22 protein-coding genes are annotated in these 24,979 nt (G+C 51.2%); 15 read left to right on the top strand and 7 right to left on the bottom strand.

Translation table 11 applies throughout. From position 1 onward, the window contains the following. Window positions 1-48 precede the first annotated feature (48 nt). Both yhdP and tldD read left to right on the top strand, forming a co-directional pair. A complete protein-coding gene (yhdP, locus tag ACJHWT_RS01320; RefSeq protein WP_001253530.1) occupies window positions 49-3,849 on the top strand; it encodes an AsmA2 domain-containing protein YhdP in 3,801 nt (1,266 codons plus the stop codon). A gap of 155 nt (window positions 3,850-4,004) precedes the next feature. Beyond that, window positions 4,005-5,450 (top strand): metalloprotease TldD, encoded by a 1,446-nt coding sequence (gene tldD / locus ACJHWT_RS01315; RefSeq protein WP_000055909.1) that lies wholly within the window; start codon window positions 4,005-4,007, stop codon window positions 5,448-5,450. 127 nt (window positions 5,451-5,577) lie between these two features. Here tldD and aaeR read toward each other — a convergent pair whose 3' ends face one another. Next, window positions 5,578-6,507: an HTH-type transcriptional activator AaeR gene (gene aaeR, locus ACJHWT_RS01310; protein WP_000440317.1), complete on the bottom strand. Its 930-nt coding sequence runs from the start codon at window positions 6,505-6,507 to the stop codon at window positions 5,578-5,580. A gap of 182 nt (window positions 6,508-6,689) precedes the next feature. On the opposite strand from aaeR, the gene aaeX reads away from it, so the two are divergent. From aaeX to ACJHWT_RS01290, 4 genes are all read left to right on the top strand, one after another. After that, window positions 6,690-6,893 (top strand): p-hydroxybenzoic acid efflux pump operon protein AaeX, encoded by a 204-nt coding sequence (aaeX, locus tag ACJHWT_RS01305; protein WP_000051841.1) that lies wholly within the window; start codon window positions 6,690-6,692, stop codon window positions 6,891-6,893. A gap of 7 nt (window positions 6,894-6,900) precedes the next feature. Beyond that, a complete protein-coding gene (gene aaeA, locus ACJHWT_RS01300) occupies window positions 6,901-7,833 on the top strand; it encodes a p-hydroxybenzoic acid efflux pump subunit AaeA (RefSeq protein ID WP_000854028.1) in 933 nt (310 codons plus the stop codon). A 5-nt stretch (window positions 7,834-7,838) separates the two neighbouring features. Continuing rightward, window positions 7,839-9,806, top strand: a complete 1,968-nt coding sequence (aaeB, locus tag ACJHWT_RS01295) for a p-hydroxybenzoic acid efflux pump subunit AaeB (protein ID WP_000510962.1) — start codon at window positions 7,839-7,841, stop codon at window positions 9,804-9,806. 91 nt (window positions 9,807-9,897) lie between these two features. Continuing rightward, window positions 9,898-10,170, top strand: coding sequence for a barstar family protein (locus tag ACJHWT_RS01290; RefSeq protein ID WP_001029013.1), 273 nt, complete (start codon window positions 9,898-9,900; stop codon window positions 10,168-10,170). A gap of 54 nt (window positions 10,171-10,224) precedes the next feature. On the opposite strand, the gene yhcN is transcribed toward ACJHWT_RS01290, so the two are convergent. Then, window positions 10,225-10,488 carry a peroxide/acid stress response protein YhcN gene (gene yhcN / locus ACJHWT_RS01285; RefSeq protein ID WP_000695690.1) on the bottom strand — a complete coding sequence of 88 codons (264 nt, stop codon included), beginning with the start codon at window positions 10,486-10,488 and terminating at the stop codon, window positions 10,225-10,227. A gap of 365 nt (window positions 10,489-10,853) precedes the next feature. Further along, a complete protein-coding gene (gene argR, locus ACJHWT_RS01280) occupies window positions 10,854-11,324 on the bottom strand; it encodes a transcriptional regulator ArgR (protein WP_001257846.1) in 471 nt (156 codons plus the stop codon). A 434-nt stretch (window positions 11,325-11,758) separates the two neighbouring features. Between argR and mdh the strand changes: the two genes are divergently transcribed. Beyond that, a complete protein-coding gene (gene mdh / locus ACJHWT_RS01275) occupies window positions 11,759-12,697 on the top strand; it encodes a malate dehydrogenase (protein WP_001295272.1) in 939 nt (312 codons plus the stop codon). 62 nt (window positions 12,698-12,759) lie between these two features. On the opposite strand, the gene degS is transcribed toward mdh, so the two are convergent. The 3 genes from degS to zapG form a co-directional block, all read right to left on the bottom strand. After that, window positions 12,760-13,827, bottom strand: a complete 1,068-nt coding sequence (gene degS / locus ACJHWT_RS01270) for an outer membrane-stress sensor serine endopeptidase DegS (RefSeq protein WP_000497726.1) — start codon at window positions 13,825-13,827, stop codon at window positions 12,760-12,762. 89 nt (window positions 13,828-13,916) lie between these two features. Further along, the gene (gene degQ / locus ACJHWT_RS01265) at window positions 13,917-15,284 is read right to left on the bottom strand and encodes a serine endoprotease DegQ (RefSeq protein WP_001316675.1); all 1,368 of its coding nucleotides are present in this window, start codon (window positions 15,282-15,284) and stop codon (window positions 13,917-13,919) included. A 153-nt stretch (window positions 15,285-15,437) separates the two neighbouring features. Next, window positions 15,438-15,836, bottom strand: coding sequence for a Z-ring associated protein ZapG (gene zapG, locus ACJHWT_RS01260; RefSeq protein ID WP_001295270.1), 399 nt, complete (start codon window positions 15,834-15,836; stop codon window positions 15,438-15,440). 193 nt (window positions 15,837-16,029) lie between these two features. Between zapG and zapE the strand changes: the two genes are divergently transcribed. The 5 genes from zapE (at window position 16,030) to sspB (ending at window position 19,748) form a co-directional block, all read left to right on the top strand. After that, window positions 16,030-17,157: a cell division protein ZapE gene (zapE, locus tag ACJHWT_RS01255; protein WP_001192339.1), complete on the top strand. Its 1,128-nt coding sequence runs from the start codon at window positions 16,030-16,032 to the stop codon at window positions 17,155-17,157. Window positions 17,158-17,375: 218 nt separating this feature from the next. Then, window positions 17,376-17,804: a 50S ribosomal protein L13 gene (rplM, locus tag ACJHWT_RS01250; protein WP_000847559.1), complete on the top strand. Its 429-nt coding sequence runs from the start codon at window positions 17,376-17,378 to the stop codon at window positions 17,802-17,804. A gap of 15 nt (window positions 17,805-17,819) precedes the next feature. Beyond that, window positions 17,820-18,212 carry a 30S ribosomal protein S9 gene (gene rpsI, locus ACJHWT_RS01245; protein ID WP_000829818.1) on the top strand — a complete coding sequence of 131 codons (393 nt, stop codon included), beginning with the start codon at window positions 17,820-17,822 and terminating at the stop codon, window positions 18,210-18,212. A gap of 394 nt (window positions 18,213-18,606) precedes the next feature. Beyond that, window positions 18,607-19,245, top strand: a complete 639-nt coding sequence (sspA, locus tag ACJHWT_RS01240; protein WP_000257293.1) for a stringent starvation protein SspA — start codon at window positions 18,607-18,609, stop codon at window positions 19,243-19,245. A gap of 5 nt (window positions 19,246-19,250) precedes the next feature. Next, window positions 19,251-19,748, top strand: a complete 498-nt coding sequence (gene sspB, locus ACJHWT_RS01235; protein WP_000366126.1) for a ClpXP protease specificity-enhancing factor — start codon at window positions 19,251-19,253, stop codon at window positions 19,746-19,748. 43 nt (window positions 19,749-19,791) lie between these two features. On the opposite strand, the gene dcuC is transcribed toward sspB, so the two are convergent. After that, complete coding sequence (dcuC, locus tag ACJHWT_RS01230; protein WP_000466981.1) at window positions 19,792-21,159, bottom strand: anaerobic C4-dicarboxylate transporter DcuC; 1,368 nt, start codon at window positions 21,157-21,159, stop codon at window positions 19,792-19,794. 379 nt (window positions 21,160-21,538) lie between these two features. Here dcuC and nanR point away from each other — a divergent pair, with 379 nt between their 5' ends. The 3 genes from nanR (at window position 21,539) to nanT (ending at window position 24,945) form a co-directional block, all read left to right on the top strand. Beyond that, window positions 21,539-22,330 (top strand): transcriptional regulator NanR, encoded by a 792-nt coding sequence (gene nanR, locus ACJHWT_RS01225; RefSeq protein WP_000523844.1) that lies wholly within the window; start codon window positions 21,539-21,541, stop codon window positions 22,328-22,330. Window positions 22,331-22,451: 121 nt separating this feature from the next. Further along, on the top strand, window positions 22,452-23,345 hold the full coding sequence (gene nanA / locus ACJHWT_RS01220) for an N-acetylneuraminate lyase (protein WP_000224714.1): 894 nt from the start codon (window positions 22,452-22,454) through the stop codon (window positions 23,343-23,345). Between the two features lie 109 nt (window positions 23,346-23,454). Next, window positions 23,455-24,945 carry a sialic acid transporter NanT gene (gene nanT, locus ACJHWT_RS01215; RefSeq protein ID WP_000108472.1) on the top strand — a complete coding sequence of 497 codons (1,491 nt, stop codon included), beginning with the start codon at window positions 23,455-23,457 and terminating at the stop codon, window positions 24,943-24,945. Window positions 24,946-24,979 lie beyond the last annotated feature (34 nt).

Here is a 24,979-nt window from a genome sequence, read left to right as displayed (position 1 = left end):
CCGGCAAAGGGTTTTTGAGTCACATTTTTAGCAGACAAGGAGTGACGGGTGAGGCGATTGCCGGGGATTTTACTGCTTACTGGAGCCGCGCTCGTTGTGATCGCTGCCCTGCTGGTTAGCGGCCTGCGTATTGCTTTACCGCATCTTGACGCCTGGCGTCCGGAAATCCTCAACAAAATAGAATCCGCGACTGGCATGCCGGTAGAAGCCAGTCAGCTCTCAGCCAGCTGGCAGAATTTTGGTCCGACGCTTGAAGCGCACGACATCCGTGCAGAACTAAAAGATGGCGGCGAATTTTCGGTTAAACGCGTTACTCTGGCGCTGGATGTCTGGCAGAGCCTGTTACATATGCGCTGGCAGTTTCGCGACCTCACTTTCTGGCAGCTGCGTTTTCGCACCAACACTCCTATCACCAGCGGCGGTGGTAATGATAGCCTGGAAGCCAGTCACATCAGCGATCTGTTTCTTCGTCAATTTGACCATTTCGATCTCCGCGACAGTGAAGTCAGTTTCCTGACGCCATCCGGTCAGCGCGCCGAGCTGGCGATCCCACAGCTCACCTGGCTGAACGATCCACGTCGACACCGTGCGGAAGGCCTGGTAAGCCTCTCCAGCCTTACCGGACAGCACGGCGTGATGCAGGTGCGTATGGATTTGCGCGATGATGAGGGGTTGTTAAGCAATGGTCGCGTCTGGCTCCAGGCGGATGACATCGACCTGAAGCCGTGGCTCGGTAAATGGATGCAGGACAATATTGCGCTGGAAACGGCACAGTTCTCCCTTGAAGGCTGGATGACGATCGACAAAGGCGATGTAACCGGCGGTGACGTCTGGCTGAAACAGGGCGGTGCCAGCTGGTTGGGCGAGAAGGAAACACATACGCTGTCGGTGGATAATCTGACTGCGCATATTACGCGTGAAAATCCAGGCTGGCAGTTCTCTATTCCCGATACACGGATCACGATGGACGGCAAACCCTGGCCGAGCGGAGCATTGACGCTGGCCTGGATACCGGAACAGGACGTTGGCGGCAAAGACAATAAACGCAGTGACGAACTCCGGATTCGCGCCAGTAATCTGGAGCTGGCAGGCCTGGAGGGCATACGCCCGCTGGCCGCGAAACTTTCACCTGCACTGGGTGATGTTTGGCGCTCCACACAACCGAGCGGCAAGATTAACACGCTGGCGCTGGATATCCCGCTTCAGGCGGCAGACAAGACCCGTTTTCAGGCATCGTGGAGCGATCTGGCCTGGAAGCAATGGAAATTATTACCGGGTGCGGAACACTTCTCCGGGACGCTTTCCGGCAGCGTAGAAAATGGTTTGCTTACTGCGTCGATGAAGCAGGCAAAGATGCCTTACGAAACGGTATTCCGTGCGCCACTGGAAATCGCCGACGGCCAGGCAACGATAAGCTGGCTGAACAATGACAAAGGTTTCCAGCTGGATGGGCGTAATATTGACGTTAAAGCCAAAGCCGTCCATGCGCGCGGCGGTTTTCGTTACCTGCAACCAGCTAACGATGAACCCTGGCTGGGTATTCTGGCTGGCATCAGTACCGATGATGGTTCACAAGCCTGGCGCTATTTCCCGGAAAACTTGATGGGTAAAGACCTGGTTGATTACTTAAGTGGCGCGATTCAGGGCGGTGAAGCGGATAACGCGACGCTGGTTTATGGTGGCAATCCGCAACTCTTCCCCTATAAACACAACGAAGGTCAGTTTGAAGTGCTGGTACCGCTGCGCAACGCGAAGTTTGCCTTCCAGCCGGACTGGCCTGCATTAACTAACCTTGATATTGAACTGGACTTTATTAACGACGGTTTATGGATGAAAACCGATGGCGTTAATCTGGGCGGCGTGCGCGCAAGTAATCTCACCGCAGTGATCCCTGACTACTCAAAAGAAAAACTGCTGATTGACGCTGACATTAAAGGTCCGGGTAAAGCCGTTGGCCCTTACTTTGATGAGACACCGCTGAAAGATTCTCTGGGTGCGACCCTGCAAGAACTCCAGCTCGACGGCGATGTGAATGCTCGCTTACATCTTGATATCCCGCTGAACGGCGAACTGGTAACCGCGAAAGGTGATGTGACGCTGCGTAATAACAGTCTGTTTATCAAACCACTCGACAGCACCCTGAAAAATTTGAGCGGTAAATTCAGCTTTATCAATGGCGATCTGCAAAGTGAACCACTGACAGCAAGCTGGTTTAATCAGCCGTTGAACGTGGATTTTTCCACCAAAGAAGGGGCAAAAGCCTACCAGGTCGCGGTGAATCTCAACGGTAACTGGCAACCAGCGAAAACCGGCGTTCTGCCTGAAGCGGTGAACGAAGCATTAAGTGGCAGCGTGGCGTGGGATGGTAAAGTGGGCATTGATCTGCCTTATCATGCTGGCGCGACCTATAACGTAGAGCTGAACGGCGACCTGAAGAATGTGAGCAGTCACTTACCTTCACCGTTAGCCAAACCTGCGGGTGAACCACTGCCGGTAAACGTTAAGGTTGATGGCAATCTCAACAGCTTTGAGTTAACCGGACAGGCTGGTGCAGATAACCATTTCAATAGCCGCTGGTTGCTCGGTCAAAAGCTGACGCTCGACCGTGCTATTTGGGCGGCAGACAGTAAAACGCTCCCGCCGTTGCCGGAACAAAGTGGCGTTGAACTCAATATGCCGCCGATGAATGGTGCCGAGTGGCTGGCCCTGTTCCAGAAAGGCGCTGCGGAGAGTGTCGGTGGTGCAGCGAGTTTCCCACAACACATAACGTTACGTACGCCTATGTTGTCGCTGGGAAATCAGCAATGGAATAACCTGAGTATTGTTTCGCAACCGACGGCAAATGGCACCCTGGTTGAGGCGCAAGGGCGTGAAATCAACGCCACGCTGGCGATGCGTAATAACGCGCCGTGGCTGGCGAATATCAAATATCTTTATTACAACCCAAGCGTGGCGAAAACTCATGGTGACTCAACGAATTCATCACCTTTCCCGACAACGGAGCGCATTAGCTTCCGTGGCTGGCCGGACGCACAAATACGATGCGCAGAGTGCTGGTTCTGGGGGCAAAAATTCGGGCGCATTGACAGTGATATCACCATTTCTGGCAATACATTAACGCTGACTAATGGACTGATTGATACTGGTTTTTCGCGGCTCACTGCCGATGGTGAATGGGTTAACAATCCGGGGAATGAACGCACCTCGCTGAAAGGAAAACTGCGTGGGCAGAAAATTGATGCCGCCGCAGAATTTTTTGGTGTCACGACGCCCATACGCCAGTCGTCATTTAATGTGGATTACGATTTACACTGGCGCAAAGCACCCTGGCAACCAGATGAGGCGACGTTGAATGGCATCATTCATACTCAACTGGGTAAAGGCGAAATTACCGAAATCAATACCGGACATGCCGGGCAATTGCTGCGCTTATTGAGCGTAGATGCCCTGATGCGTAAGCTGCGTTTTGATTTCAGAGACACTTTTGGCGAAGGGTTCTATTTTGACTCCATTCGCAGCACCGCGTGGATTAAAGACGGCGTTATGCACACCGACGACACGCTGGTGGATGGCCTGGAAGCGGACATCGCTATGAAAGGGTCGGTAAATCTGGTACGTCGCGACCTGAATATGGAAGCGGTTGTCGCACCAGAGATTTCTGCGACGGTGGGTGTGGCTGCGGCCTTTGCGGTTAACCCCATTGTTGGCGCGGCAGTGTTTGCCGCCAGTAAAGTGCTGGGACCGCTGTGGAGCAAAGTCTCCATTTTGCGCTATCACATTTCGGGTCCGCTGGACGATCCGCAAATCAACGAAGTGTTGCGACAACCGCGTAAAGAAAAAGCGCAATGATTTGACGAGGGCGCGTAATTGCCCCAATCTCATAGGATAATCGTTGCCAAAGGCCAACGAGCCAGAACATAACCGTAGGCCGGACAGGGCGTTCACGCCGCATCCGGCAGCCGTAAAAAATCCTCTACTGCAGTAACTAACGAGTAGCAAAAACGATGAGTCTGAACCTGGTAAGTGAACAATTGCTAGCGGCGAACGGCCTGAAACATCAGGACTTGTTCGCGATCCTCGGTCAACTGGCCGAACGTCGCCTTGATTATGGCGATCTCTATTTTCAGTCGAGCTATCACGAATCCTGGGTTTTAGAAGACCGTATTATTAAAGATGGTTCTTACAACATCGATCAGGGCGTTGGCGTGCGTGCAATCAGTGGTGAAAAAACCGGATTTGCTTATGCTGACCAAATCAGCCTGCTGGCGCTGGAACAGAGTGCACAAGCGGCGCGCACCATCGTCCGTGATAGTGGTGATGGCAAAGTACAGACGCTGGGCGCTGTAGAGCATAGCCCGTTATATACCTCGGTAGATCCGCTGCAAAGCATGAGCCGTGAAGAGAAGTTGGATATCCTGCGTCGCGTCGATAAGGTTGCCCGCGAAGCGGACAAGCGCGTACAGGAAGTGACTGCCAGCCTCAGTGGTGTCTATGAATTAATTCTGGTTGCGGCCACCGACGGCACACTAGCGGCGGATGTCCGTCCGCTGGTGCGTCTTTCCGTGAGCGTTTTGGTCGAAGAAGATGGCAAACGCGAACGCGGTGCCAGTGGTGGCGGCGGTCGTTTTGGTTATGAGTTCTTCCTTGCCGATCTCGATGGCGAAGTCCGTGCGGATGCGTGGGCAAAAGAAGCAGTGCGTATGGCGCTGGTCAATCTTTCTGCCGTTGCTGCACCAGCGGGCACCATGCCGGTAGTACTTGGCGCAGGTTGGCCGGGCGTGCTGTTGCATGAAGCGGTGGGTCACGGTCTGGAAGGCGACTTCAACCGCCGTGGCACTTCAGTATTTAGTGGACAGGTCGGGGAGTTGGTGGCTTCAGAACTGTGTACCGTGGTTGATGATGGCACGATGGTCGATCGCCGTGGTTCGGTGGCGATTGATGACGAAGGTACGCCAGGCCAGTACAACGTGCTGATTGAGAATGGCATCCTGAAAGGCTACATGCAGGATAAACTCAACGCGCGTTTGATGGGGATGACGCCGACTGGCAACGGTCGCCGTGAATCCTACGCCCATCTGCCCATGCCGCGTATGACCAACACCTATATGCTGCCGGGTAAATCGACCCCGCAGGAAATTATTGAATCCGTTGAGTACGGTATCTATGCACCGAACTTTGGTGGCGGTCAGGTGGATATCACCTCCGGCAAATTCGTTTTCTCCACTTCAGAAGCATATCTGATTGAAAACGGTAAAGTAACGAAGCCGGTGAAAGGCGCAACGTTGATTGGTTCCGGTATCGAAACCATGCAGCAGATTTCGATGGTGGGTAACGACCTGAAACTGGATAACGGCGTGGGTGTCTGCGGTAAAGAAGGGCAAAGTTTGCCGGTTGGCGTGGGCCAGCCAACGTTGAAAGTCGATAACCTGACTGTTGGCGGTACTGCGTAATAATTTCAGTATTTTCAGAAGGATAATTAATCTTTCTACGTGCACGAACGGTCCCCTCGCTCCTCTGGGGTTAGGGTGAGGGGAACCCGTTGGCACAGGTTTGTACAACGTAACAGTACAATATGAATTACTTCTCTTTCCCGCGCCCGTGCATCTCCTGAAACAATTTACCGACCTCAACAAAATAATCCGTCAGCGAGTTGATCACGACCTGTACCTTCAGCGGCAGCTTATCTTTTTCGGTATATAACGCATAAACCGGGCGTGGATCTGACTGATAACGCGGCAGCAGGATCTCCAGTTCCCCACGATTGATCTCGTTGATCACCCACATCAGCGGCACGTAGGCGATCCCGGCACCCGCCGTCAGCCAGCGCACCAGCGTCATCGGATCATTAGTCACAAATCTTCCTTGTGGGATCAGGCGAGTCGAGATCCCTTCCGGTGCGATCAGTTCAAATTCATTGTCGGGCCGCACGCTGTATTCAAGCCATGAATGACTACTCAAATCGGCGGGTTTTTCCGGTATGCCGTATTGTGTGAGATAGCTTTTCGCGGCGCACACCACCATCGGCATCGCGCCCAGACGGCGGGAAAACAGGCTGGAATCCTGCAACGCGCCGACGCGGATCACCACATCCAGACCATCGGCAATCAGGTCGGGGGCAGGAATTCCGGTAACCAGATTGACGCTCAAACCTGGGTATTCTTTCAGCATTTTTGCTGTCAGCCCGGCGAGAACATTTTGTGCCATAGTTGAAGAACAGCCAATGCGCAGCGTCCCGATGGGGGTGTTATTGAAGGCATACAGTTGCTCATGAACATCCTGCACTTCATGGAGCATCCGACGGCAGCCCTGGTAGTAAATTCTGCCGGCTTCAGTCAGGCCAATGCTGCGTGTACTACGGTTTAACAGCTTTACCTGTAACTCATCTTCCAGTTTTGACACCGTCTGACTGATGGACGAAACGCTCATCTGTAGCTGTCTGGCGGCGGCGGTAAAAGAGCCAAATTCAACTACTTTGGCAAACACCGACATGCGTTTTAGTCGTTCCATTATTCACTCTGACTTAAAAGTGATTTAGATCACATAATATAGATAACAGCATAACAGTTACGCTAATATATTAAATATCAATCTACAGCAATGTTGCTCTCGCCCGGCTTTCCATGCCCTTCTCTGCGGCGACAGATGCTGAAAATAATAACGCCTGCTCTCTCTATACAACCAAGGTCAACATGAGTCTGTTTCCCGTTATCGTGGTGTTTGGGCTGTCCTTCCCACCGATATTTTTTGAATTGCTTTTATCACTGGCGATTTTCTGGCTGGTGCGCCGGGTACTTGTGCCAACAGGTATCTACGACTTTGTCTGGCATCCGGCGTTGTTCAACACCGCGCTCTATTGCTGCTTGTTTTATTTGATATCGCGACTGTTCGTTTGAGGTTGAAGTGAAAACACTAATAAGAAAATTCTCCCGTACGGCCATCACGGTCGTATTAGTCATTCTGGCCTTCATCGCAATTTTTAATGCCTGGGTCTATTACACCGAATCCCCGTGGACGCGTGACGCGCGCTTTAGCGCTGACGTCGTTGCGATCGCGCCGGACGTTTCTGGACTCATTACCCAGGTGAATGTTCATGATAACCAGCTGGTGAAAAAAGGACAGGTACTGTTCACCATCGACCAGCCGCGCTATCAAAAGGCGCTTGAGGAAGCGCAAGCCGATGTTGCTTATTATCAGGTACTGGCACAGGAGAAACGCCAGGAGGCAGGACGTCGTAACCGTCTCGGTGTGCAGGCGATGTCTCGCGAAGAGATCGATCAGGCCAACAACGTACTACAAACGGTTCTGCATCAGTTAGCGAAAGCGCAGGCGACCCGTGATCTGGCAAAACTGGATCTTGAACGTACAGTCATCCGCGCGCCAGCAGATGGCTGGGTGACCAACCTCAACGTCTATATCGGTGAGTTTATTACTCGAGGATCAACGGCGGTTGCGCTGGTGAAACAGAACTCCTTCTATGTACTGGCCTATATGGAAGAAACTAAGCTGGAAGGGGTGCGCCCTGGGTATCGTGCGGAGATCACGCCGCTTGGCAGTAACAAAGTGCTGAAAGGGACTGTTGATAGTGTTGCCGCAGGGGTCACCAACGCCAGCAGCACGCGTGACGACAAAGGGATGGCGACCATCGACTCTAACCTTGAATGGGTACGTTTGGCGCAACGTGTTCCGGTACGTATTCGTCTCGACAACCAGCAAGAGAACATCTGGCCTGCGGGCACCACTGCTACAGTGGTGGTCACTGGCAAACAAGATCGCGACGAAAGCCAGGATTCGTTCTTCCGTAAAATGGCCCATCGCCTGCGTGAGTTTGGTTAATCACGATGGGTATTTTCTCCATTGCTAATCAACATATTCGCTTTGCGGTAAAACTGGCGACCGCCATTGTACTGGCGCTGTTTGTTGGCTTTCACTTCCAGCTGGAAACGCCACGCTGGGCGGTACTGACAGCGGCGATTGTTGCCGCCGGTCCGGCCTTTGCTGCGGGAGGTGAACCGTATTCTGGCGCTATTCGCTATCGTGGCTTTTTGCGCATCATCGGCACATTTATTGGCTGTATTGCTGGACTGGTAATCATCATTGCGATGATCCGCGCACCATTATTGATGATTCTGGTGTGCTGTATCTGGGCCGGTTTTTGTACCTGGATATCCTCGCTGGTACGAATAGAAAACTCGTATGCGTGGGGGCTGGCCGGTTATACCGCGCTGATCATTGTGATCACCATTCAGCCGGAACCATTGCTTACGCCGCAGTTTGCCGTCGAACGTTGTAGCGAGATCGTTATCGGTATTGTGTGTGCGATTATGGCGGATTTGCTCTTTTCTCCGCGATCGATCAAACAAGAAGTGGATCGAGAGCTGGAAAGTTTGCTGGTCGCGCAATATCAATTAATGCAACTCTGTATCAAACATGGCGATGGTGAAGTTGTCGATAAAGCCTGGGGCGATCTGGTGCGACGCACCACGGCGTTACAAGGTATGCGCAGCAACCTGAATATGGAATCTTCCCGCTGGGCGCGGGCCAATCGACGTTTAAAAGCGATCAATACGCTATCGCTGACGCTGATTACCCAATCCTGCGAAACTTATCTTATTCAGAATACGCGCCCGGAATTGATCACTGATACTTTCCGCGAATTTTTTGACACGCCGGTAGAAACCGCGCAGGACGTCCACAAGCAGCTCAAACGCCTGCGGAGAGTTATCGCCTGGACCGGGGAACGGGAAACGCCTGTCACCATTTATAGCTGGGTCGCGGCGGCAACGCGTTATCAGCTTCTCAAGCGCGGCGTTATCAGTAACACAAAAATCAACGCTACTGAAGAAGAGATCCTGCAAGGCGAACCGGAAGTCAAAGTAGAGTCAGCCGAACGTCATCATGCGATGGTTAACTTCTGGCGAACCACACTTTCCTGCATTCTGGGGACGCTTTTCTGGCTGTGGACGGGCTGGACTTCCGGCAGTGGTGCAATGGTGATGATTGCGGTCGTGACGTCACTGGCAATGCGTTTGCCGAATCCACGCATGGTGGCGATCGACTTTATCTATGGGACGCTGGCGGCGCTGCCGTTAGGGCTGCTCTACTTTTTGGTGATTATCCCTAATACCCAACAAAGCATGTTATTGCTGTGTATTAGCCTGGCAGTGCTGGGATTTTTCCTCGGTATAGAAGTACAGAAACGGCGACTGGGCTCGATGGGGGCGCTGGCCAGCACCATAAATATTATCGTGCTGGATAACCCGATGACTTTCCATTTCAGTCAGTTTCTCGACAGCGCATTAGGGCAAATCGTCGGCTGTGTGCTCGCGTTCACCGTTATTTTGCTGGTGCGGGATAAATCGCGCGACAGGACTGGACGTGTACTGCTTAATCAGTTTGTTTCTGCCGCTGTTTCCGCGATGACTACCAATGTGGCACGTCGTAAAGAGAATCACCTCCCGGCACTTTATCAGCAGCTGTTTTTGCTGATGAATAAGTTCCCAGGGGATTTGCCGAAATTTCGCCTGGCGCTGACGATGATTATCGCGCACCAGCGCCTGCGTGATGCGCCGATCCCGGTTAACGAGGATTTATCGGCGTTTCACCGACAAATGCGCCGCACAGCAGACCATGTGATATCTGCCCGTAGCGATGATAAACGTCGTCGGTACTTTGGCCAGTTGCTGGAAGAACTTGAAATCTACCAGGAAAAGCTACGCATCTGGCAAGCGCCACCGCAGGTGACGGAACCGGTTCATCGGCTGGCGGGGATGCTCCATAAGTATCAACATGCGTTGACCGATAGTTAAGTCAAAACCGACGCCAAAAGCGTCGGTTTTTTCATGGCTATACTTAGCGATGAACGGCAGAACTCGCCGCGAAACGTGACGGTGGCAACAGATGAATATTTATACCTTTGATTTTGATGAGATTGAGAGTCAGGAGGATTTTTATCGTGACTTTAGCCAAACCTTTGGTCTGGCGAAAGATAAGGTACGCGATCTCGACTCACTATGGGATGTGTTAATGAACGATGTCCTGCCGCTACCACTTGAGATTGAATTTGTTCATCTGGGAGAGAAAACGCGTCGCCGTTTTGGCGCGTTAATATTGCTGTTTGATGAGGCAGAGGAAGAGCTGGAAGGGCATTTGCGTTTTAATGTTCGTCATTAGCGCAAAAAAAGCCCCCGAACCGGGGGCAATATCGTCGGACAAGACGATGAGGGTTTATTTGTACAGTTCAGCCGTAGCGTGCCAGGTGTCACCACTACGAGCTTCAGTAATCTGGTAGGCCGTTGCGCCTTTCTCTTCCGCTTTTTTGTTCAGCATTTCACGCATATCCATTGGCGAAGACGCCACACCACTTACGGATACGGTCCCGATTGCTTCACGATTTTGTGCTTGTGCAGCATCAATGGAGTCGGCAGCGAATGCACCGAAAGAGAGAACAGAAAGTACGCTTAATGCAGCAACAGTGGTTTTGATTTTCATGATTTTTACCTCGACATAATCTTTTAGCTGGGCCTTTGTTTCGTGACCCATATCACAAAATCAAGTATACACTAATTATTGAACTAATTAATACCACGCTAACTGTTTCAGTTGATACTAAGTGTTAAAAATGTGAGTTTTAATAACAAAAAAGAATTAAAAACACGATTATTTATTATTAATTCTATTCTTTTCAATTAGATAATGAATTTTGCATAATGTGCTTTTTTTAACCCATGTATTCATTATGTGAATAATATGTCACGATAAAACGCACTATTCGTTAAATTAATCGCAGGAGAAAGCAGGGGGGGTGAGAGGGAAAAGCAACATTTTCCCCGCCGCCAGAAGCGACGGGGCAGAGATTAAAGCTCCTGGTCGAACAGCTCTAAAATCGCTTCGTACAGGTCTTTGACGGTGAAACCGTTAGCAGGGGTAGTAAAGATGGTGTCATCGCCAGCGATGGTGCCCAGAATACCTTCTGCTTTGCCCAGTGAGTCCAGCAGGCGAGCAATTAACTGCGCCGCGCCAGGGCTGGTATGAATCACGACAACTGCATCGTTGTAGTCGATATCCAGCACCAGATTCTTCAATGGACTGGAGGTGGTTGGTACACCCAGTTCAGCTGGCAGGCAGTAAACCATTTCCATTTTGGCATTGCGTGTACGTACAGCACCAAACTTGGTCAACATCCGCGAGACTTTAGACTGATTAATATTGTCAAAGCCTTGCTCCTGCAATGCGGCGACGATTTCGCCCTGGGAGCTAAATTTCTCTTCTTTAAGTAATGCTTTAAATGCTTTAACTAGTTCTTCTTGCTTAGCCGAGCTTCGCATAAGTCACCCGATATGGTGGTTGATACAACATTATTGTGCATACAGATGAATTTTTATGCAAACAGTCAGCCCTGAAGAAGGCTGAAATAATGTTATGAAAGAGCGGGATTTTATCAAATTTCGTTATTGAGAAACATGCCTGCGTCACGGCATGCAAATTCTGCTTAAAAGTAAATTAATTGTTATCAAATTGATGTTGTTTTGGCTGAACGGTAGGGTATATTGTCACCACCTGTTGGAATGTTGCGCTAATGCATAAGCGACTGTTAATTACGTAAGTTAGGTTCCTGATTACGGCAATTAAATGCATAAACGCTAAACTTGCGTGACTACACATTCTTGAGATGTGGTCATTGTAAACGGCAATTTTGTGGATTAAGGTCGCGGCAGCGGAGCAACATATCTTAGTTTATCAATATAATAAGGAGTTTAGGATGAAAGTCGCAGTCCTCGGCGCTGCTGGCGGTATTGGCCAGGCGCTTGCACTACTGTTAAAAACCCAACTGCCTTCAGGTTCAGAACTCTCTCTGTATGATATCGCTCCAGTGACTCCCGGTGTGGCTGTCGATCTGAGCCATATCCCTACTGCTGTGAAAATCAAAGGTTTTTCTGGTGAAGATGCGACTCCGGCGCTGGAAGGCGCAGATGTCGTTCTTATCTCTGCAGGTGTAGCGCGTAAACCGGGTATGGATCGTTCCGACCTGTTTAACGTTAACGCCGGCATCGTGAAAAACCTGGTACAGCAAGTTGCGAAAACCTGCCCGAAAGCGTGCATTGGTATTATCACTAACCCGGTTAACACCACAGTTGCGATTGCTGCTGAAGTGCTGAAAAAAGCCGGTGTTTATGACAAAAACAAACTGTTCGGCGTTACCACGCTGGATATCATTCGTTCCAACACCTTTGTTGCGGAACTGAAAGGCAAACAGCCAGGCGAAGTTGAAGTGCCGGTTATTGGCGGTCACTCTGGTGTTACCATTCTGCCGCTGCTGTCACAGGTTCCTGGCGTTAGCTTTACCGAGCAGGAAGTGGCTGATCTGACCAAACGTATCCAGAACGCGGGTACTGAGGTGGTTGAAGCGAAAGCCGGTGGCGGGTCTGCAACCCTGTCTATGGGCCAGGCAGCTGCACGTTTTGGTCTGTCTCTGGTTCGCGCACTGCAGGGCGAACAAGGCGTTGTCGAATGTGCCTACGTTGAAGGCGACGGTCAGTACGCACGTTTCTTCTCTCAACCGCTGCTGCTGGGTAAAAACGGCGTGGAAGAGCGTAAATCTATCGGTACCCTGAGCGCATTTGAACAGAACGCGCTGGAAGGTATGCTGGATACGCTGAAGAAAGATATCGCCCTGGGCGAAGAGTTCGTTAATAAGTAATTGATTAGCGGATAATAAAAAACCGGAGCACAGACTCCGGTTTTTTGTTTTGAGCGCACGACTTAATTGGTTGCCGGATATTCCTGAATGGTGACCTGCAATGTTAACTGTTTATCGTCACGCATCACGACAACCGGGATCACCGAACCAGGGCGAATTTCCGCGACCTGATCCATTGTCTCCAGGGCGGAAATAGCGGGTTTGTTATTCACAGAGATAATCAGATCGTTGACCTGGATGCCTGCATTTGCCGCTGGGCCATCAGGCGACACTTCGTTAACCACGATCCCTTGCAGTTGATCCATGCCGCCACTCTGCGCATGTAATGGGGCGATCTCACGTCCACCAATGCCAATGTAGCCACGGATCACACGGCCATCACGGATCAGTTTATCCATAATTTTGGTCGCTAACTGGAAAGGAATCGCAAAGCCGATACCTTCCGGCGTTTCGCCATCGTTACTCTTATCAAACGACAGCGTGTTAATGCCCATCAGTTCGCCCAGCGAGTTCACCAGCGCGCCGCCAGAGTTACCGTGGTTAATGGAAGCATCGGTTTGCAGGAAGTTTTGCCGCCCGGTCGGGTTCAGACCGATTCGACCCGTGGCACTGATAATCCCCTGGGTAATGGTCTGCCCGAGGTTGTACGGGTTACCGATCGCCAGAACCACATCGCCAATGTGCGGTACGCGGCGTGGATTGATCGGAATCGTTGGTAAACCGCCTGTGGCGTTAATTTTCAGCACCGCCAGATCGGTTAGAGAGTCAGAGCCAACCAGTAACGCTTCAAAAACACGTCCATCCTGTAAGGCGACGATGATCTGATCGGCGTCGTTGATCACGTGTTTATTGGTGATGATATACCCGCGTTGATCCATGATTACACCGGATCCCAGGGTGCGGATCTCAAGCTGGTTGTGAGAGTTGGTGTTCAAACCACGGTTGTAAACGTTAACCACCGCTGGCGCGGCGCGGCGAACCGCCAGATTATAGCTGGCAGGCGTCTCATCGGTACTGTCAAATTGCGGAGTGGAAAGCGGGTTAAGGCTGCGCAGCGAAGGCATGGCAACCAGCAAAATAGCGCCGACAATTAATCCAATCGCAACGGAACGTAAGAGCTTCACAAACATGATGGAGGCATCGTTAAAAAAGGGAACGGCAGCAGCATACCACGAGTTAACCGGACATCACACGTCAGCCTGATGCCCGGTTTACGACATTAACGCATCAGCAGATAGATGCTTTCATTGCCGCGTACAATTTGCAGGGCGATGATGGCCGGTTTTGCCGCCAGCACTTTACGCATTTCAGCAATCGAGTTCACCCGATCGCGGTTGACGCCAATGATCACATCGTCTTTTTGCAAGCCTGCCTGAGCAGCTGGGCTTCCTTTGACAACCTCATCGATCTTAATACCTTTGCCGCCATCTTTTAGCTGACCATCGCTCAACGTTGCACCTTCAAGCGCTGGCGTGATCATTTCAGCGCTGGCCGACGAAGAGGTGCTGGTATCGAGCGTCACTTCTACTTCCAGTGGTTTGCCGTTACGCAGCAGGCCAAGCTTCACTTTCGTGCCCGGCTCGGTGGTTGCGATACGAGAGCGCAACTCAGCAAAGCTATTCAGCGGTTTGCCGTTGAGGCTGGTAATAATATCGCCCGCTTTGATGCCCGCTTTTGCCGAGCCAGAACCTGGCAACACTTCGCTGACAAACGCGCCACGCTGCACGTCAAGATTGAAGGCTTTGGCGATATCGGCACTCATCTCGGTGCCTTTGATGCCTAACAGACCGCGTTTGATTTCACCGAAATCGATAAGCTGCTGCGCCAGTGTTCGCGCCATATTACTGGGGATGGCAAATCCAATCCCGACGCTCCCACCGCCAGGCGCAAGGATTGCCGTGTTGATGCCAATTAACTCACCGTTAAGGTTTAACAGTGCACCGCCGGAGTTACCGCGGTTAATGGAAGCATCTGTCTGGATAAAGTTTTCCAGACCTTCAAGATTCAACCCACTGCGGCCTAATGCTGACACAATGCCAGAGGTAGCGGTTTGCCCAAGGCCAAATGGGTTACCGACCGCCACGGCAAAATCACCGACGCGCAATTTATCGGAGTCGGCAATAGCGATTTGCGTTAATTTGCTCGGGTTTTGAATTTGCAACAGGGCGATATCGCTCTGGTCATCGCTACCAATCAGTTTTGCATCAAACTCGCGCCCATCATTGAGCTGAATACTGATTTTCTGTGCCTGATTAATCACATGGTTGTTGGTCAGCACATAGCCTTTACTGGCGTTGATGATGACACCGGAGCCTAAACCTTCGAAGGGTTGTGCAGGTTGATCCGGTAAATCATCACCAAAAAACTTTTTGAATTCTTCCGGGATTTTCTGTCCCTGACTGGCCGTTCCTTCCACCCGTACGCTCACCACTGCCGGAAGCACTTTTTCCAGCATTGGGGCCAGACTGGGGAGAGGGGCCTGATCGGCAACCTGGCCTGGAATCGACGCAACGGCCTGAAATGACGCCGAGAGAGTTAACCCGACACTTAACGCTAATGCACTCAACAGCTGGGTTTGTTTTTTCATTATTCCTGCTCTCGTACCTGAATGATAAGAAAAGAGATTCAAAACAGTTTGATGTTATTGAATTTTCAGACGGCTAACAATGAGACACCAGATTAAATGATAGTCGGGGAGGGAGAGAAGAGGAGGGCGCAATGGCTGCGCCCGAAAAATAAATTAGTCGCGCTTCGCGCCAGTACGCAGCAGGCCGGATGCGCCTTCAGAATAGTCGCGAGGCATTTGCACCGGTGCCTGATCGTTGCTGGCTTCAGACTCTGCCAGACGATTACGGAACGGGTTTGCTTCCGCAGACAGTTCCGGCAGCAGGCTACTGGAGCTTTTCGCCATGTGCTGATACAGCTGGCGATAGTCGTGCGCCATGGTATCCAGTAATTCCGCGCTGCGGGCAAAGTGGCTAACCAGTTCTTCGCGATACTCGTCCAGTTCAGCTTTATTCTTTTCCAGTTCGTACTGCAACGCCTGTTGCTGGCGTAGTTTACGATTACCAAAACGCATGGCCACAGCACCAATAATGATGCCGACGACTAACCCAATTAGCGCATATTCCCAGGTCATGAACATCTCCCGTTGTCTTTTGTTTCCGTAGGGTGTTGGCTTCAGGCTCCATGCCTGCGGCTGATTATGCCACTATAACCGTTAATTCCACAGAAGTGGAATCCCGACTGCATATCGCGTAGTGTAGAACGGCCTTTTTTTCGTCAACCGTGAACAACGGCGCACCGATTATTCAAGGAATAACAATAAGATCATGCAAAGCGTTACCCCAACATCGCAATACCTGAAGGCGCTCAATGAAGGCAGCCATCAACCCGACGACGTTCAAAAAGAGGCCGTCAGCCGCCTGGAAATTATTTATCAGGAACTCATCAATAGCACGCCTCCAGCCCCCAGGACGAGTGGGCTAATGGCGCGGGTCGGTAAGCTGTGGGGTAAACGCGAAGACACAAAGCATACGCCAGTGCGTGGCTTATATATGTGGGGCGGTGTAGGACGCGGGAAAACCTGGCTGATGGACCTTTTCTATCAAAGCCTGCCGGGAGAGCGGAAACAGCGTCTGCACTTTCACCGTTTTATGCTGCGGGTACATGAAGAGCTAACTGCTTTGCAGGGGCAGACCGATCCGCTGGAAATTATTGCCGATCGCTTTAAAGCAGAAACTGACGTGCTCTGTTTTGACGAATTTTTTGTTTCTGATATTACCGATGCCATGCTACTTGGCGGTCTGATGAAAGCCCTGTTCGCCCGCGGTATTACCCTGGTAGCGACGTCAAATATTCCGCCGGACGAACTTTATCGAAATGGCCTGCAACGTGCGCGTTTTTTGCCTGCAATCGATGCCATTAAACAGCATTGTGATGTAATGAACGTGGACGCTGGTGTTGATTATCGACTGCGTACACTCACTCAGGCGCATCTGTGGCTTTCGCCCCTCAACGATGAAACCCGGGCGCAAATGGATAAACTATGGTTGGCGCTGGCGGGGGCGAAACGAGAAAATTCACCGACATTAGAAATCAACCATCGGCCGCTGGCGACAATGGGCGTCGAGAACCAGACGCTGGCGGTCTCTTTTACTACGCTGTGCGTCGACGCCCGCAGTCAGCATGACTATATTGCGCTCTCACGCCTCTTTCACACAGTCATGTTGTTTGATGTACCAGTTATGACGCGGTTGATGGAGAGCGAAGCGCGACGTTTTATTGCGCTGGTGGATGAGTTTTACGAGCGCCATGTCAAATTAGTGGTGAGTGCAGAAGTGCCGCTATATGACATTTATCAGGGCGAGCGGCTGAAATTTGAGTTCCAGCGTTGCCTGTCACGTCTGCAAGAGATGCAAAGCGAAGAGTATCTGAAGCGCGAGCATTTGGCGGGTTAAAACCTGCCACAAATCACAAAAAGGGGTCGATCTTTGACCCCGACTTCTCTATAATCCTGCGACCCCACGTTACAAGAAAGTTTTTTTCCCAAAACTTTTTGTGTGCTGGCATAGGCTATTCGAAGGGGTAGGTTTGCCGGACTTTGTCGTGTGAACCTCAACAATTGAAGACGTTTGGGTGTTCACCAACGTGTAACTTTTTATTGGGTAAGCTTTTAATGAAAACTTTTACAGCTAAACCAGAAACCGTAAAACGCGACTGGTATGTTGTTGACGCGACCGGTAAAACTCTGGGCCGTCTGGCTACTGAACTGGCTCGTCGCCTGCGCGGTAAGCACAAAGCGGAATACACTCCGCACGTAGATACCGGTGATTACATCATCGTTCTGAACGCTGACAAAGTTGCTGTAACCGGCAACAAGCGTACTGACAAAGTGTACTATCACCACACCGGCCACATCGGTGGTATCAAACAAGCGACCTTTGAAGAGATGATTGCTCGCCGTCCTGAGCGTGTGATTGAAATCGCGGTTAAAGGCATGTTGCCAAAAGGCCCGCTGGGTCGTGCTATGTTCCGTAAACTGAAAGTTTACGCGGGTAACGAGCACAACCACGCGGCACAGCAACCGCAAGTTCTTGACATCTAATCGGGATTATAGGCAATGGCTGAAAATCAATACTACGGCACTGGTCGCCGCAAAAGTTCCGCAGCTCGCGTTTTCATCAAACCGGGCAACGGTAAAATCGTAATCAACCAACGTTCTCTGGAACAGTACTTTGGTCGTGAAACTGCTCGCATGGTAGTTCGTCAGCCGCTGGAACTGGTCGACATGGTTGAGAAACTGGACCTGTACATCACCGTTAAAGGTGGTGGTATCTCTGGTCAGGCTGGTGCGATCCGTCACGGTATCACCCGCGCTCTGATGGAATACGACGAGTCCCTGCGTTCTGAACTGCGTAAAGCTGGCTTCGTTACTCGTGACGCTCGTCAGGTTGAACGTAAGAAAGTCGGTCTGCGTAAAGCACGTCGTCGTCCGCAGTTCTCCAAACGTTAATTGGCTTCTGCTCCGGCAGAAAACAATTTGCGAAAAAACCCGCTTCGGCGGGTTTTTTTATGGCTAAAATCTGCATCAGCGTAAAAAATGGGAAGTTGCTTTTTGCTGCCACCTGACAGACAGGTAAAACAAAAACCACATCGCCAATAAGGGACTAAGTCAACTATTTCAGACTAAAGCGCATCTCTTTTTCCCCATTTCCGGCATCGACTCACCACAAAGGTCGCAAAATCTGGTAAACTATCATCCAATTTTCTGCCCAAATGTCGGGTATTGCTCATTTTTTGTTTGATTTTCGAACAAAGAGAGTCGTTCCTTACTGGGTAACACAACTTCTGACTGGCCACCTGGTGGCTGGTAGCAGTAAAAATTCTGACTATACCTGGAGGTTTTCATGGCTGTCGCTGCCAACAAACGTTCGGTAATGACGCTGTTTTCCGGTCCTACTGACATCTATAGCCATCAGGTCCGCATTGTGCTGGCTGAGAAAGGTGTAAGTTTCGAGATCGAACACGTGGAAAAGGACAATCCGCCTCAGGATCTGATTGACCTCAACCCGAATCAGAGCGTTCCGACCCTGGTGGATCGTGAGCTGACCCTGTGGGAATCTCGCATCATTATGGAATATCTGGATGAGCGTTTCCCGCATCCGCCACTGATGCCTGTTTACCCGGTAGCTCGCGGTGAAAGCCGTCTGTACATGCATCGCATCGAAAAAGACTGGTACACGCTGATGAACACCATCATCAACGGTTCAGCTTCTGAAGCCGATGCCGCACGTAAGCAACTGCGCGAAGAACTGCTGGCGATTGCGCCGGTCTTCGGTCAGAAGCCGTACTTCCTGAGCGATGAGTTCAGCCTGGTCGATTGCTACCTTGCTCCTCTGCTGTGGCGTCTGCCGCAACTGGGCATCGAGTTCAGCGGCCCGGGTGCGAAAGAGCTGAAAGGCTATATGACCCGCGTCTTTGAGCGTGACTCTTTCCTTGCTTCTTTAACTGAAGCTGAACGTGAAATGCGTCTGGGCCGGAGTTAATCTGTATGGATTTGTCACAGCTAACACCACGTCGTCCCTATCTGCTGCGTGCATTCTATGAGTGGTTGCTGGATAACCAGCTCACGCCGCACCTGGTGGTGGATGTGACGCTCCCTGGCGTGCAGGTTCCTATGGAATATGCGCGTGACGGGCAAATCGTACTCAACATTGCGCCGCGAGCTGTCGGCAATCTGGAACTGGCGAATGATGAGGTGCGCTTTAACGCGCGCTTTGGTGGCATTCCGCGTCAGGTTTCTGTGCCGCTGGCTGCCGTGCTGGCTATCTACGCCCGTGAAAATGGCGCAGGCACGATGTTTGAACCTGAAGCTGCCTACGATGAAGATGCCAGCATCATGAATGATGAAGAGGCATCGGCAGACAACGAAACCGTTATGTCGGTTATTGATGGCGACAAGCCAGATCACGATGATGACACTCATCCTGACGATGAACCACCGCAGCCACCACGCGGTGGTCGACCGGCATTACGCGTTGTGAAGTAATACAAAAACAGGCCCTGGCGGCCTGTTTTGTCTTTTTAATCGCTTAATAAAATAGCGTGATAGTGGCAATCATATTCACCACGAAACCGACTGCCATGGGGATCGCTGTCCGCTTCACTACCGCAAAAGGCGAAACGCCTGCAATTCCTGACGTAACGACCACCACCGCAGTAATCGGCGAAACAGCGCGCGCTAGCGTCGTGGCAAAATGCATCGGCATAATCATTACAACCGCTGGTACATGTAGTCCGGCTGCGATATTCGGAATAAGACTGGCAAATGACATAAACGGCGCATTGCCTGAGCCCATCACAATGGCACAAATGGCAATGACCAGCGCCATAATAATCATCACGCCAATACCGCCCAGACCAGAATGCTCCGCCCCCCTGATAACCGCATCGACAGTGCCAATCGTCGTTAAGCCTTTCGCAAATATTTCACCCGCGACCACCAGCGTTACCACGTTGGCAAACTGCGTACCCATGCCGTCAAAAAACGCCTGCACATCGTCCATTGTTTCGCGCAAGTTATGCTTGCGGAAGAACTCAACAAACAGCGTCACCGTCAAACTCAGTAACATCACCACCACCAGATGCAGTTCTGACTGCATCAGCCCGACGTGGGCAAGGAACAGCGAGCCGAGCATCAGGATTAACGGCATCACCGGTAAAATGGCGTAATAGAGCGGCGGGACATTATCGAGAGCTTTTTGCTCTGCCTGTTCGTGATTGATATTTTTATCTTTTTTGTCGAAAGCGCGTTGCACGAAAAAGTGGGAGATCGCCACCGAGATAATGATGCAAGAGGCGACCGGAAGCTGGTAGTGGAAGAAGTAAGTGGCAATTTTCATTCCTGCGACCTGGGCAGCAAAAATGGAGTTCGTTTCCAGAATCCCCCACTCAATGGACATGGTGGTTGCGATAACCGCCACCGCAGAGAGACGACTTACTCCCAGACTCACCAGCGTCGGAAATAAGGTGACCATCAGCAACATACCCAGACCGGAGGCGCTGGTAATAAACTGCGCCATGATTTGGCCGATGACGTAAGTTGCCGACAGAATAATATACGGCGAGCGAATGAGTTTTAACGGGCGGCTTAACAAGCTCACCATCGCGCGACTTGCCCCTATGCGCTCCATATAGCGGGCATAACCGCCCACTGCCATAATCGACAGCCCCAATCCAGCAATGCGGTTGGACAGCATGCGCAGGATTTCATTATAAATATCGACGATCAAGTAGCCGCTGCTTTTGGCGGGATCGAGCACACCACCGAACCCTAACCAGACACCGCACATCATCAGGAAGATACCTGCGGCAGCCAGCACCACCTGAGGTTTGTAGTTTTTCAGGATCAAATAGCCCATCGTAATTAATACGATGACAGATATAATTATGCCGAACATTGTTGAACTCCGTGTCAAAAGAAAATGGTCAATCCCATAAACGGCAGATTGAAAACAATGATGTTATATTTTTTGCAAGGCTATTTATGGTGCGGATGTCGTGTTTTTAATTGTAGATGAGGTGATTTTTCATTAAAAAATATGCGCTTATGATTATTTTGTAAGAACACATTCATAATATTCATAATACTTGTTAATAGTCTTATGAATAATTCAATCGGGATGTTTTTATCTGCGTTACATTAATTTTTCGCAATAGTTAATTATTCAGTTAATTATAGTAATGATGAGGCACAAAGAGAAAACCCCGCCATTTCCCCCTACTTTCAATCCTGTGATAGGATGTCACTGATGATGTTAATCACACTGACCTTACAGAATGGGCCTTATGAACGCATTTGATTCGCAAACCGAAGATTCTTCACCTGCAATTGGCCGCAACTTACGCAGCCGCCCGCTGGCGCGTAAAAAACTCTCCGAAATGGTGGAAGAAGAGCTGGAACAGATGATCCGCCGTCGTGAATTTGGCGAAGGTGAACAATTACCGTCTGAACGCGAACTGATGGCGTTCTTTAACGTCGGGCGTCCTTCGGTGCGCGAAGCGCTGGCAGCGTTAAAACGCAAAGGTCTGGTGCAGATAAACAACGGCGAACGCGCTCGCGTCTCACGTCCTTCTGCGGACACCATCATCGGCGAGCTTTCCGGCATGGCGAAAGATTTCCTTTCTCATCCTGGCGGGATTGCCCATTTCGAACAATTACGTCTGTTCTTTGAATCCAGCCTGGTGCGCTATGCGGCTGAACACGCCACCGATGAGCAAATCGATTTGCTGGCAAAAGCACTGGAAATCAACAGTCAGTCGCTGGATAACAACGCGGCATTCATTCGTTCAGACGTTGATTTCCACCGCGTGCTGGCGGAGATCCCCGGTAACCCAATCTTCATGGCGATCCACGTTGCCTTGCTCGACTGGCTGATCGCCGCACGTCCAACCGTGGCTGATCAGGCTCTGCACGAGCATAACAACGTTAGCTATCAACAGCATATTGCGATCGTTGACGCGATCCGCCGCCACGATCCCGATGAAGCCGATCGTGCGTTGCAATCGCATCTCAACAGCGTCTCTGCTACCTGGCACGCCTTCGGTCAGACCACCAACAAAAAGAAATAATGCCACTTTAGTGAAGCAGATCGCATTATAAGCTTTCTGTATGGGGTGTTGCTTAATTGATCTGGTATAACAGGTATAAAGGTATATCGTTTATCAGATAAGCATCACTTCAGAGGTATTTATGGCAACGAATTTACGTGGCGTAATGGCCGCACTCCTGACTCCTTTTGATCAACAACAAGCACTGGATAAAGCGAGTCTGCGTCGCCTGGTTCAGTTCAATATTCAGCAGGGCATCGACGGTTTATACGTGGGTGGTTCTACCGGCGAAGCCTTTGTACAAAGCCTTTCCGAGCGTGAACAGGTACTGGAAATCGTCGCTGAAGAGGCGAAAGGTAAGATTAAACTCATCGCCCACGTCGGTTGCGTCAGCACCGCCGAAAGCCAACAACTTGCGGCATCGGCTAAACGTTATGGCTTCGATGCCGTCTCCGCCGTCACGCCGTTCTACTATCCTTTCAGCTTTGAAGAACACTGCGATCACTATCGGGCAATTATTGATTCGGCGGATGGTTTGCCGATGGTGGTGTACAACATTCCAGCCCTGAGTGGGGTAAAACTGACCCTGGATCAGATCAACACCCTGGTTACGTTGCCTGGCGTCGGTGCGCTGAAACAGACTTCTGGCGATCTCTATCAGATGGAACAGATCCGTCGTGAACATCCTGATCTGGTGCTCTATAACGGTTACGACGAAATCTTCGCTTCCGGCTTGCTGGCAGGCGCTGATGGTGGTATCGGCAGTACTTACAACATCATGGGCTGGCGATATCAGGGGATCGTGAAGGCGCTGAAAGAAGGCGATATCCAGACCGCGCAGAAACTGCAAACTGAGTGCAACAAAGTCATTGATTTACTGATCAAAACGGGCGTATTCCGCGGCCTGAAAACTGTCCTGCATTATATGGATGTCGTTTCTGTGCCGCTGTGCCGCAAACCGTTTGGACCGGTAGATGAAAAATATCTGCCAGAACTGAAGGCGCTGGCCCAGCAGTTGATGCAAGAGCGCGGGTGAGTTGTTTTCCCCTCGCTCGCCCCTACCGGGTGAGGGGAAATAAACGCATCTGTACCCTACAATTTTCATACCAAAGCGTGTGGGCATCGCCCACCGCGGGAGACTCACAATGAGTACTACAACCCAGAATATCCCGTGGTATCGCCATCTCAACCGTGCACAATGGCGCGCATTTTCCGCTGCCTGGTTGGGATATCTGCTTGACGGTTTTGATTTCGTTTTAATCGCCCTGGTACTCACCGAAGTACAGGGTGAATTCGGGCTGACGACGGTGCAGGCGGCAAGTCTGATCTCCGCAGCCTTTATCTCTCGCTGGTTCGGCGGCCTGATGCTCGGCGCTATGGGTGACCGCTACGGGCGTCGTCTGGCAATGGTCACCAGCATCGTTCTCTTCTCGGCCGGGACGCTGGCCTGCGGCTTTGCGCCAGGCTACATCACCATGTTTATCGCGCGTCTGGTCATCGGCATGGGGATGGCGGGTGAATACGGTTCCAGCGCCACCTATGTCATTGAAAGCTGGCCAAAACATCTGCGTAACAAAGCCAGTGGTTTTTTGATTTCAGGCTTCTCTGTGGGGGCCGTCGTTGCCGCTCAGGTCTATAGTCTGGTGGTTCCGGTCTGGGGCTGGAGAGCGCTGTTCTTTATCGGCATTTTGCCAATCATCTTTGCTCTCTGGCTGCGTAAAAACATCCCGGAAGCGGAAGACTGGAAAGAGAAACACGGGGGTAAAGCACCAGTACGCACGATGGTAGACATTCTTTACCGTGGTGAACATCGCATTGCCAATATCGTAATGACGCTGGCGGCGGCTACTGCGCTGTGGTTCTGCTTCGCCGGTAACCTGCAAAATGCCGCAATCGTCGCTGTACTCGGGCTGTTATGCGCCGCAATCTTTATCAGCTTTATGGTGCAGAGTACGGGCAAACGCTGGCCAACGGGCGTAATGCTGATGGTGGTCGTGTTGTTTGCTTTCCTCTACTCATGGCCGATTCAGGCGCTGCTGCCAACGTATCTGAAAACCGATCTGGCTTATGACCCGCATACTGTCGCCAATGTGCTGTTCTTTAGTGGCTTTGGCGCGGCGGTGGGGTGCTGCGTCGGTGGCTTCCTCGGTGACTGGCTGGGAACCCGCAAAGCGTACGTTTGTAGTCTGCTGGCCTCGCAGCTGCTGATTATTCCGGTATTTGCGATTGGCGGCGCAAACGTCTGGGTGCTCGGTCTGTTACTGTTCTTCCAGCAAATGCTTGGACAAGGGATCGCCGGGATCTTACCGAAACTGATTGGCGGTTATTTCGATACCGACCAGCGTGCAGCGGGCCTGGGCTTTACCTACAACGTCGGCGCATTGGGCGGTGCACTGGCCCCAATCATCGGCGCGTTGATCGCTCAACGTCTGGATCTGGGTACTGCGCTGGCATCGCTCTCGTTCAGTCTGACATTTGTGGTGATCCTGCTGATTGGTCTGGATATGCCTTCCCGCGTTCAGCGTTGGCTGCGCCCGGAAGCATTGCGTACTCATGACGCTATCGACGGCAAACCATTTAGCGGTGCCGTGCCATTTGGCCGCGCCAAAAACGATTTAGTCAAAACCAAAAGTTAATCCTGTTGCCCGGTCTCTGTACCGGGCCTTTCGC

It is taken from the genome of Escherichia sp. WS338, assembly GCF_046486405.1.
GTDB lineage: Bacteria > Pseudomonadota > Gammaproteobacteria > Enterobacterales > Enterobacteriaceae > Escherichia > Escherichia coli.
The sequence above is the reverse complement of the archived record's forward strand: the minus strand, read 5'-3'. Positions and strand labels throughout refer to the sequence as shown.

Coding starts and splice junctions, on each gene's coding strand:
- ACJHWT_RS01290 (WP_001029013.1), top strand. CDS start 9,898: ATGAATATTTATACCTTTGATTTTGATGAGATTGAGAGTCAGGAGGAT.
- dcuC (WP_000466981.1), bottom strand. CDS start 21,159: ATGTTCGGCATAATTATATCTGTCATCGTATTAATTACGATGGGCTAT.
- sspA (WP_000257293.1), top strand. CDS start 18,607: ATGGCTGTCGCTGCCAACAAACGTTCGGTAATGACGCTGTTTTCCGGT.
- aaeR (WP_000440317.1), bottom strand. CDS start 6,507: ATGGAACGACTAAAACGCATGTCGGTGTTTGCCAAAGTAGTTGAATTT.
- rpsI (WP_000829818.1), top strand. CDS start 17,820: ATGGCTGAAAATCAATACTACGGCACTGGTCGCCGCAAAAGTTCCGCA.
- nanA (WP_000224714.1), top strand. CDS start 22,452: ATGGCAACGAATTTACGTGGCGTAATGGCCGCACTCCTGACTCCTTTT.
- degQ (WP_001316675.1), bottom strand. CDS start 15,284: ATGAAAAAACAAACCCAGCTGTTGAGTGCATTAGCGTTAAGTGTCGGG.
- rplM (WP_000847559.1), top strand. CDS start 17,376: ATGAAAACTTTTACAGCTAAACCAGAAACCGTAAAACGCGACTGGTAT.
- mdh (WP_001295272.1), top strand. CDS start 11,759: ATGAAAGTCGCAGTCCTCGGCGCTGCTGGCGGTATTGGCCAGGCGCTT.
- nanT (WP_000108472.1), top strand. CDS start 23,455: ATGAGTACTACAACCCAGAATATCCCGTGGTATCGCCATCTCAACCGT.
- aaeB (WP_000510962.1), top strand. CDS start 7,839: ATGGGTATTTTCTCCATTGCTAATCAACATATTCGCTTTGCGGTAAAA.
- nanR (WP_000523844.1), top strand. CDS start 21,539: ATGGGCCTTATGAACGCATTTGATTCGCAAACCGAAGATTCTTCACCT.
- argR (WP_001257846.1), bottom strand. CDS start 11,324: ATGCGAAGCTCGGCTAAGCAAGAAGAACTAGTTAAAGCATTTAAAGCA.
- zapG (WP_001295270.1), bottom strand. CDS start 15,836: ATGACCTGGGAATATGCGCTAATTGGGTTAGTCGTCGGCATCATTATT.
- tldD (WP_000055909.1), top strand. CDS start 4,005: ATGAGTCTGAACCTGGTAAGTGAACAATTGCTAGCGGCGAACGGCCTG.
- degS (WP_000497726.1), bottom strand. CDS start 13,827: ATGTTTGTGAAGCTCTTACGTTCCGTTGCGATTGGATTAATTGTCGGC.
- yhcN (WP_000695690.1), bottom strand. CDS start 10,488: ATGAAAATCAAAACCACTGTTGCTGCATTAAGCGTACTTTCTGTTCTC.
- sspB (WP_000366126.1), top strand. CDS start 19,251: ATGGATTTGTCACAGCTAACACCACGTCGTCCCTATCTGCTGCGTGCA.
- aaeX (WP_000051841.1), top strand. CDS start 6,690: ATGAGTCTGTTTCCCGTTATCGTGGTGTTTGGGCTGTCCTTCCCACCG.
- zapE (WP_001192339.1), top strand. CDS start 16,030: ATGCAAAGCGTTACCCCAACATCGCAATACCTGAAGGCGCTCAATGAA.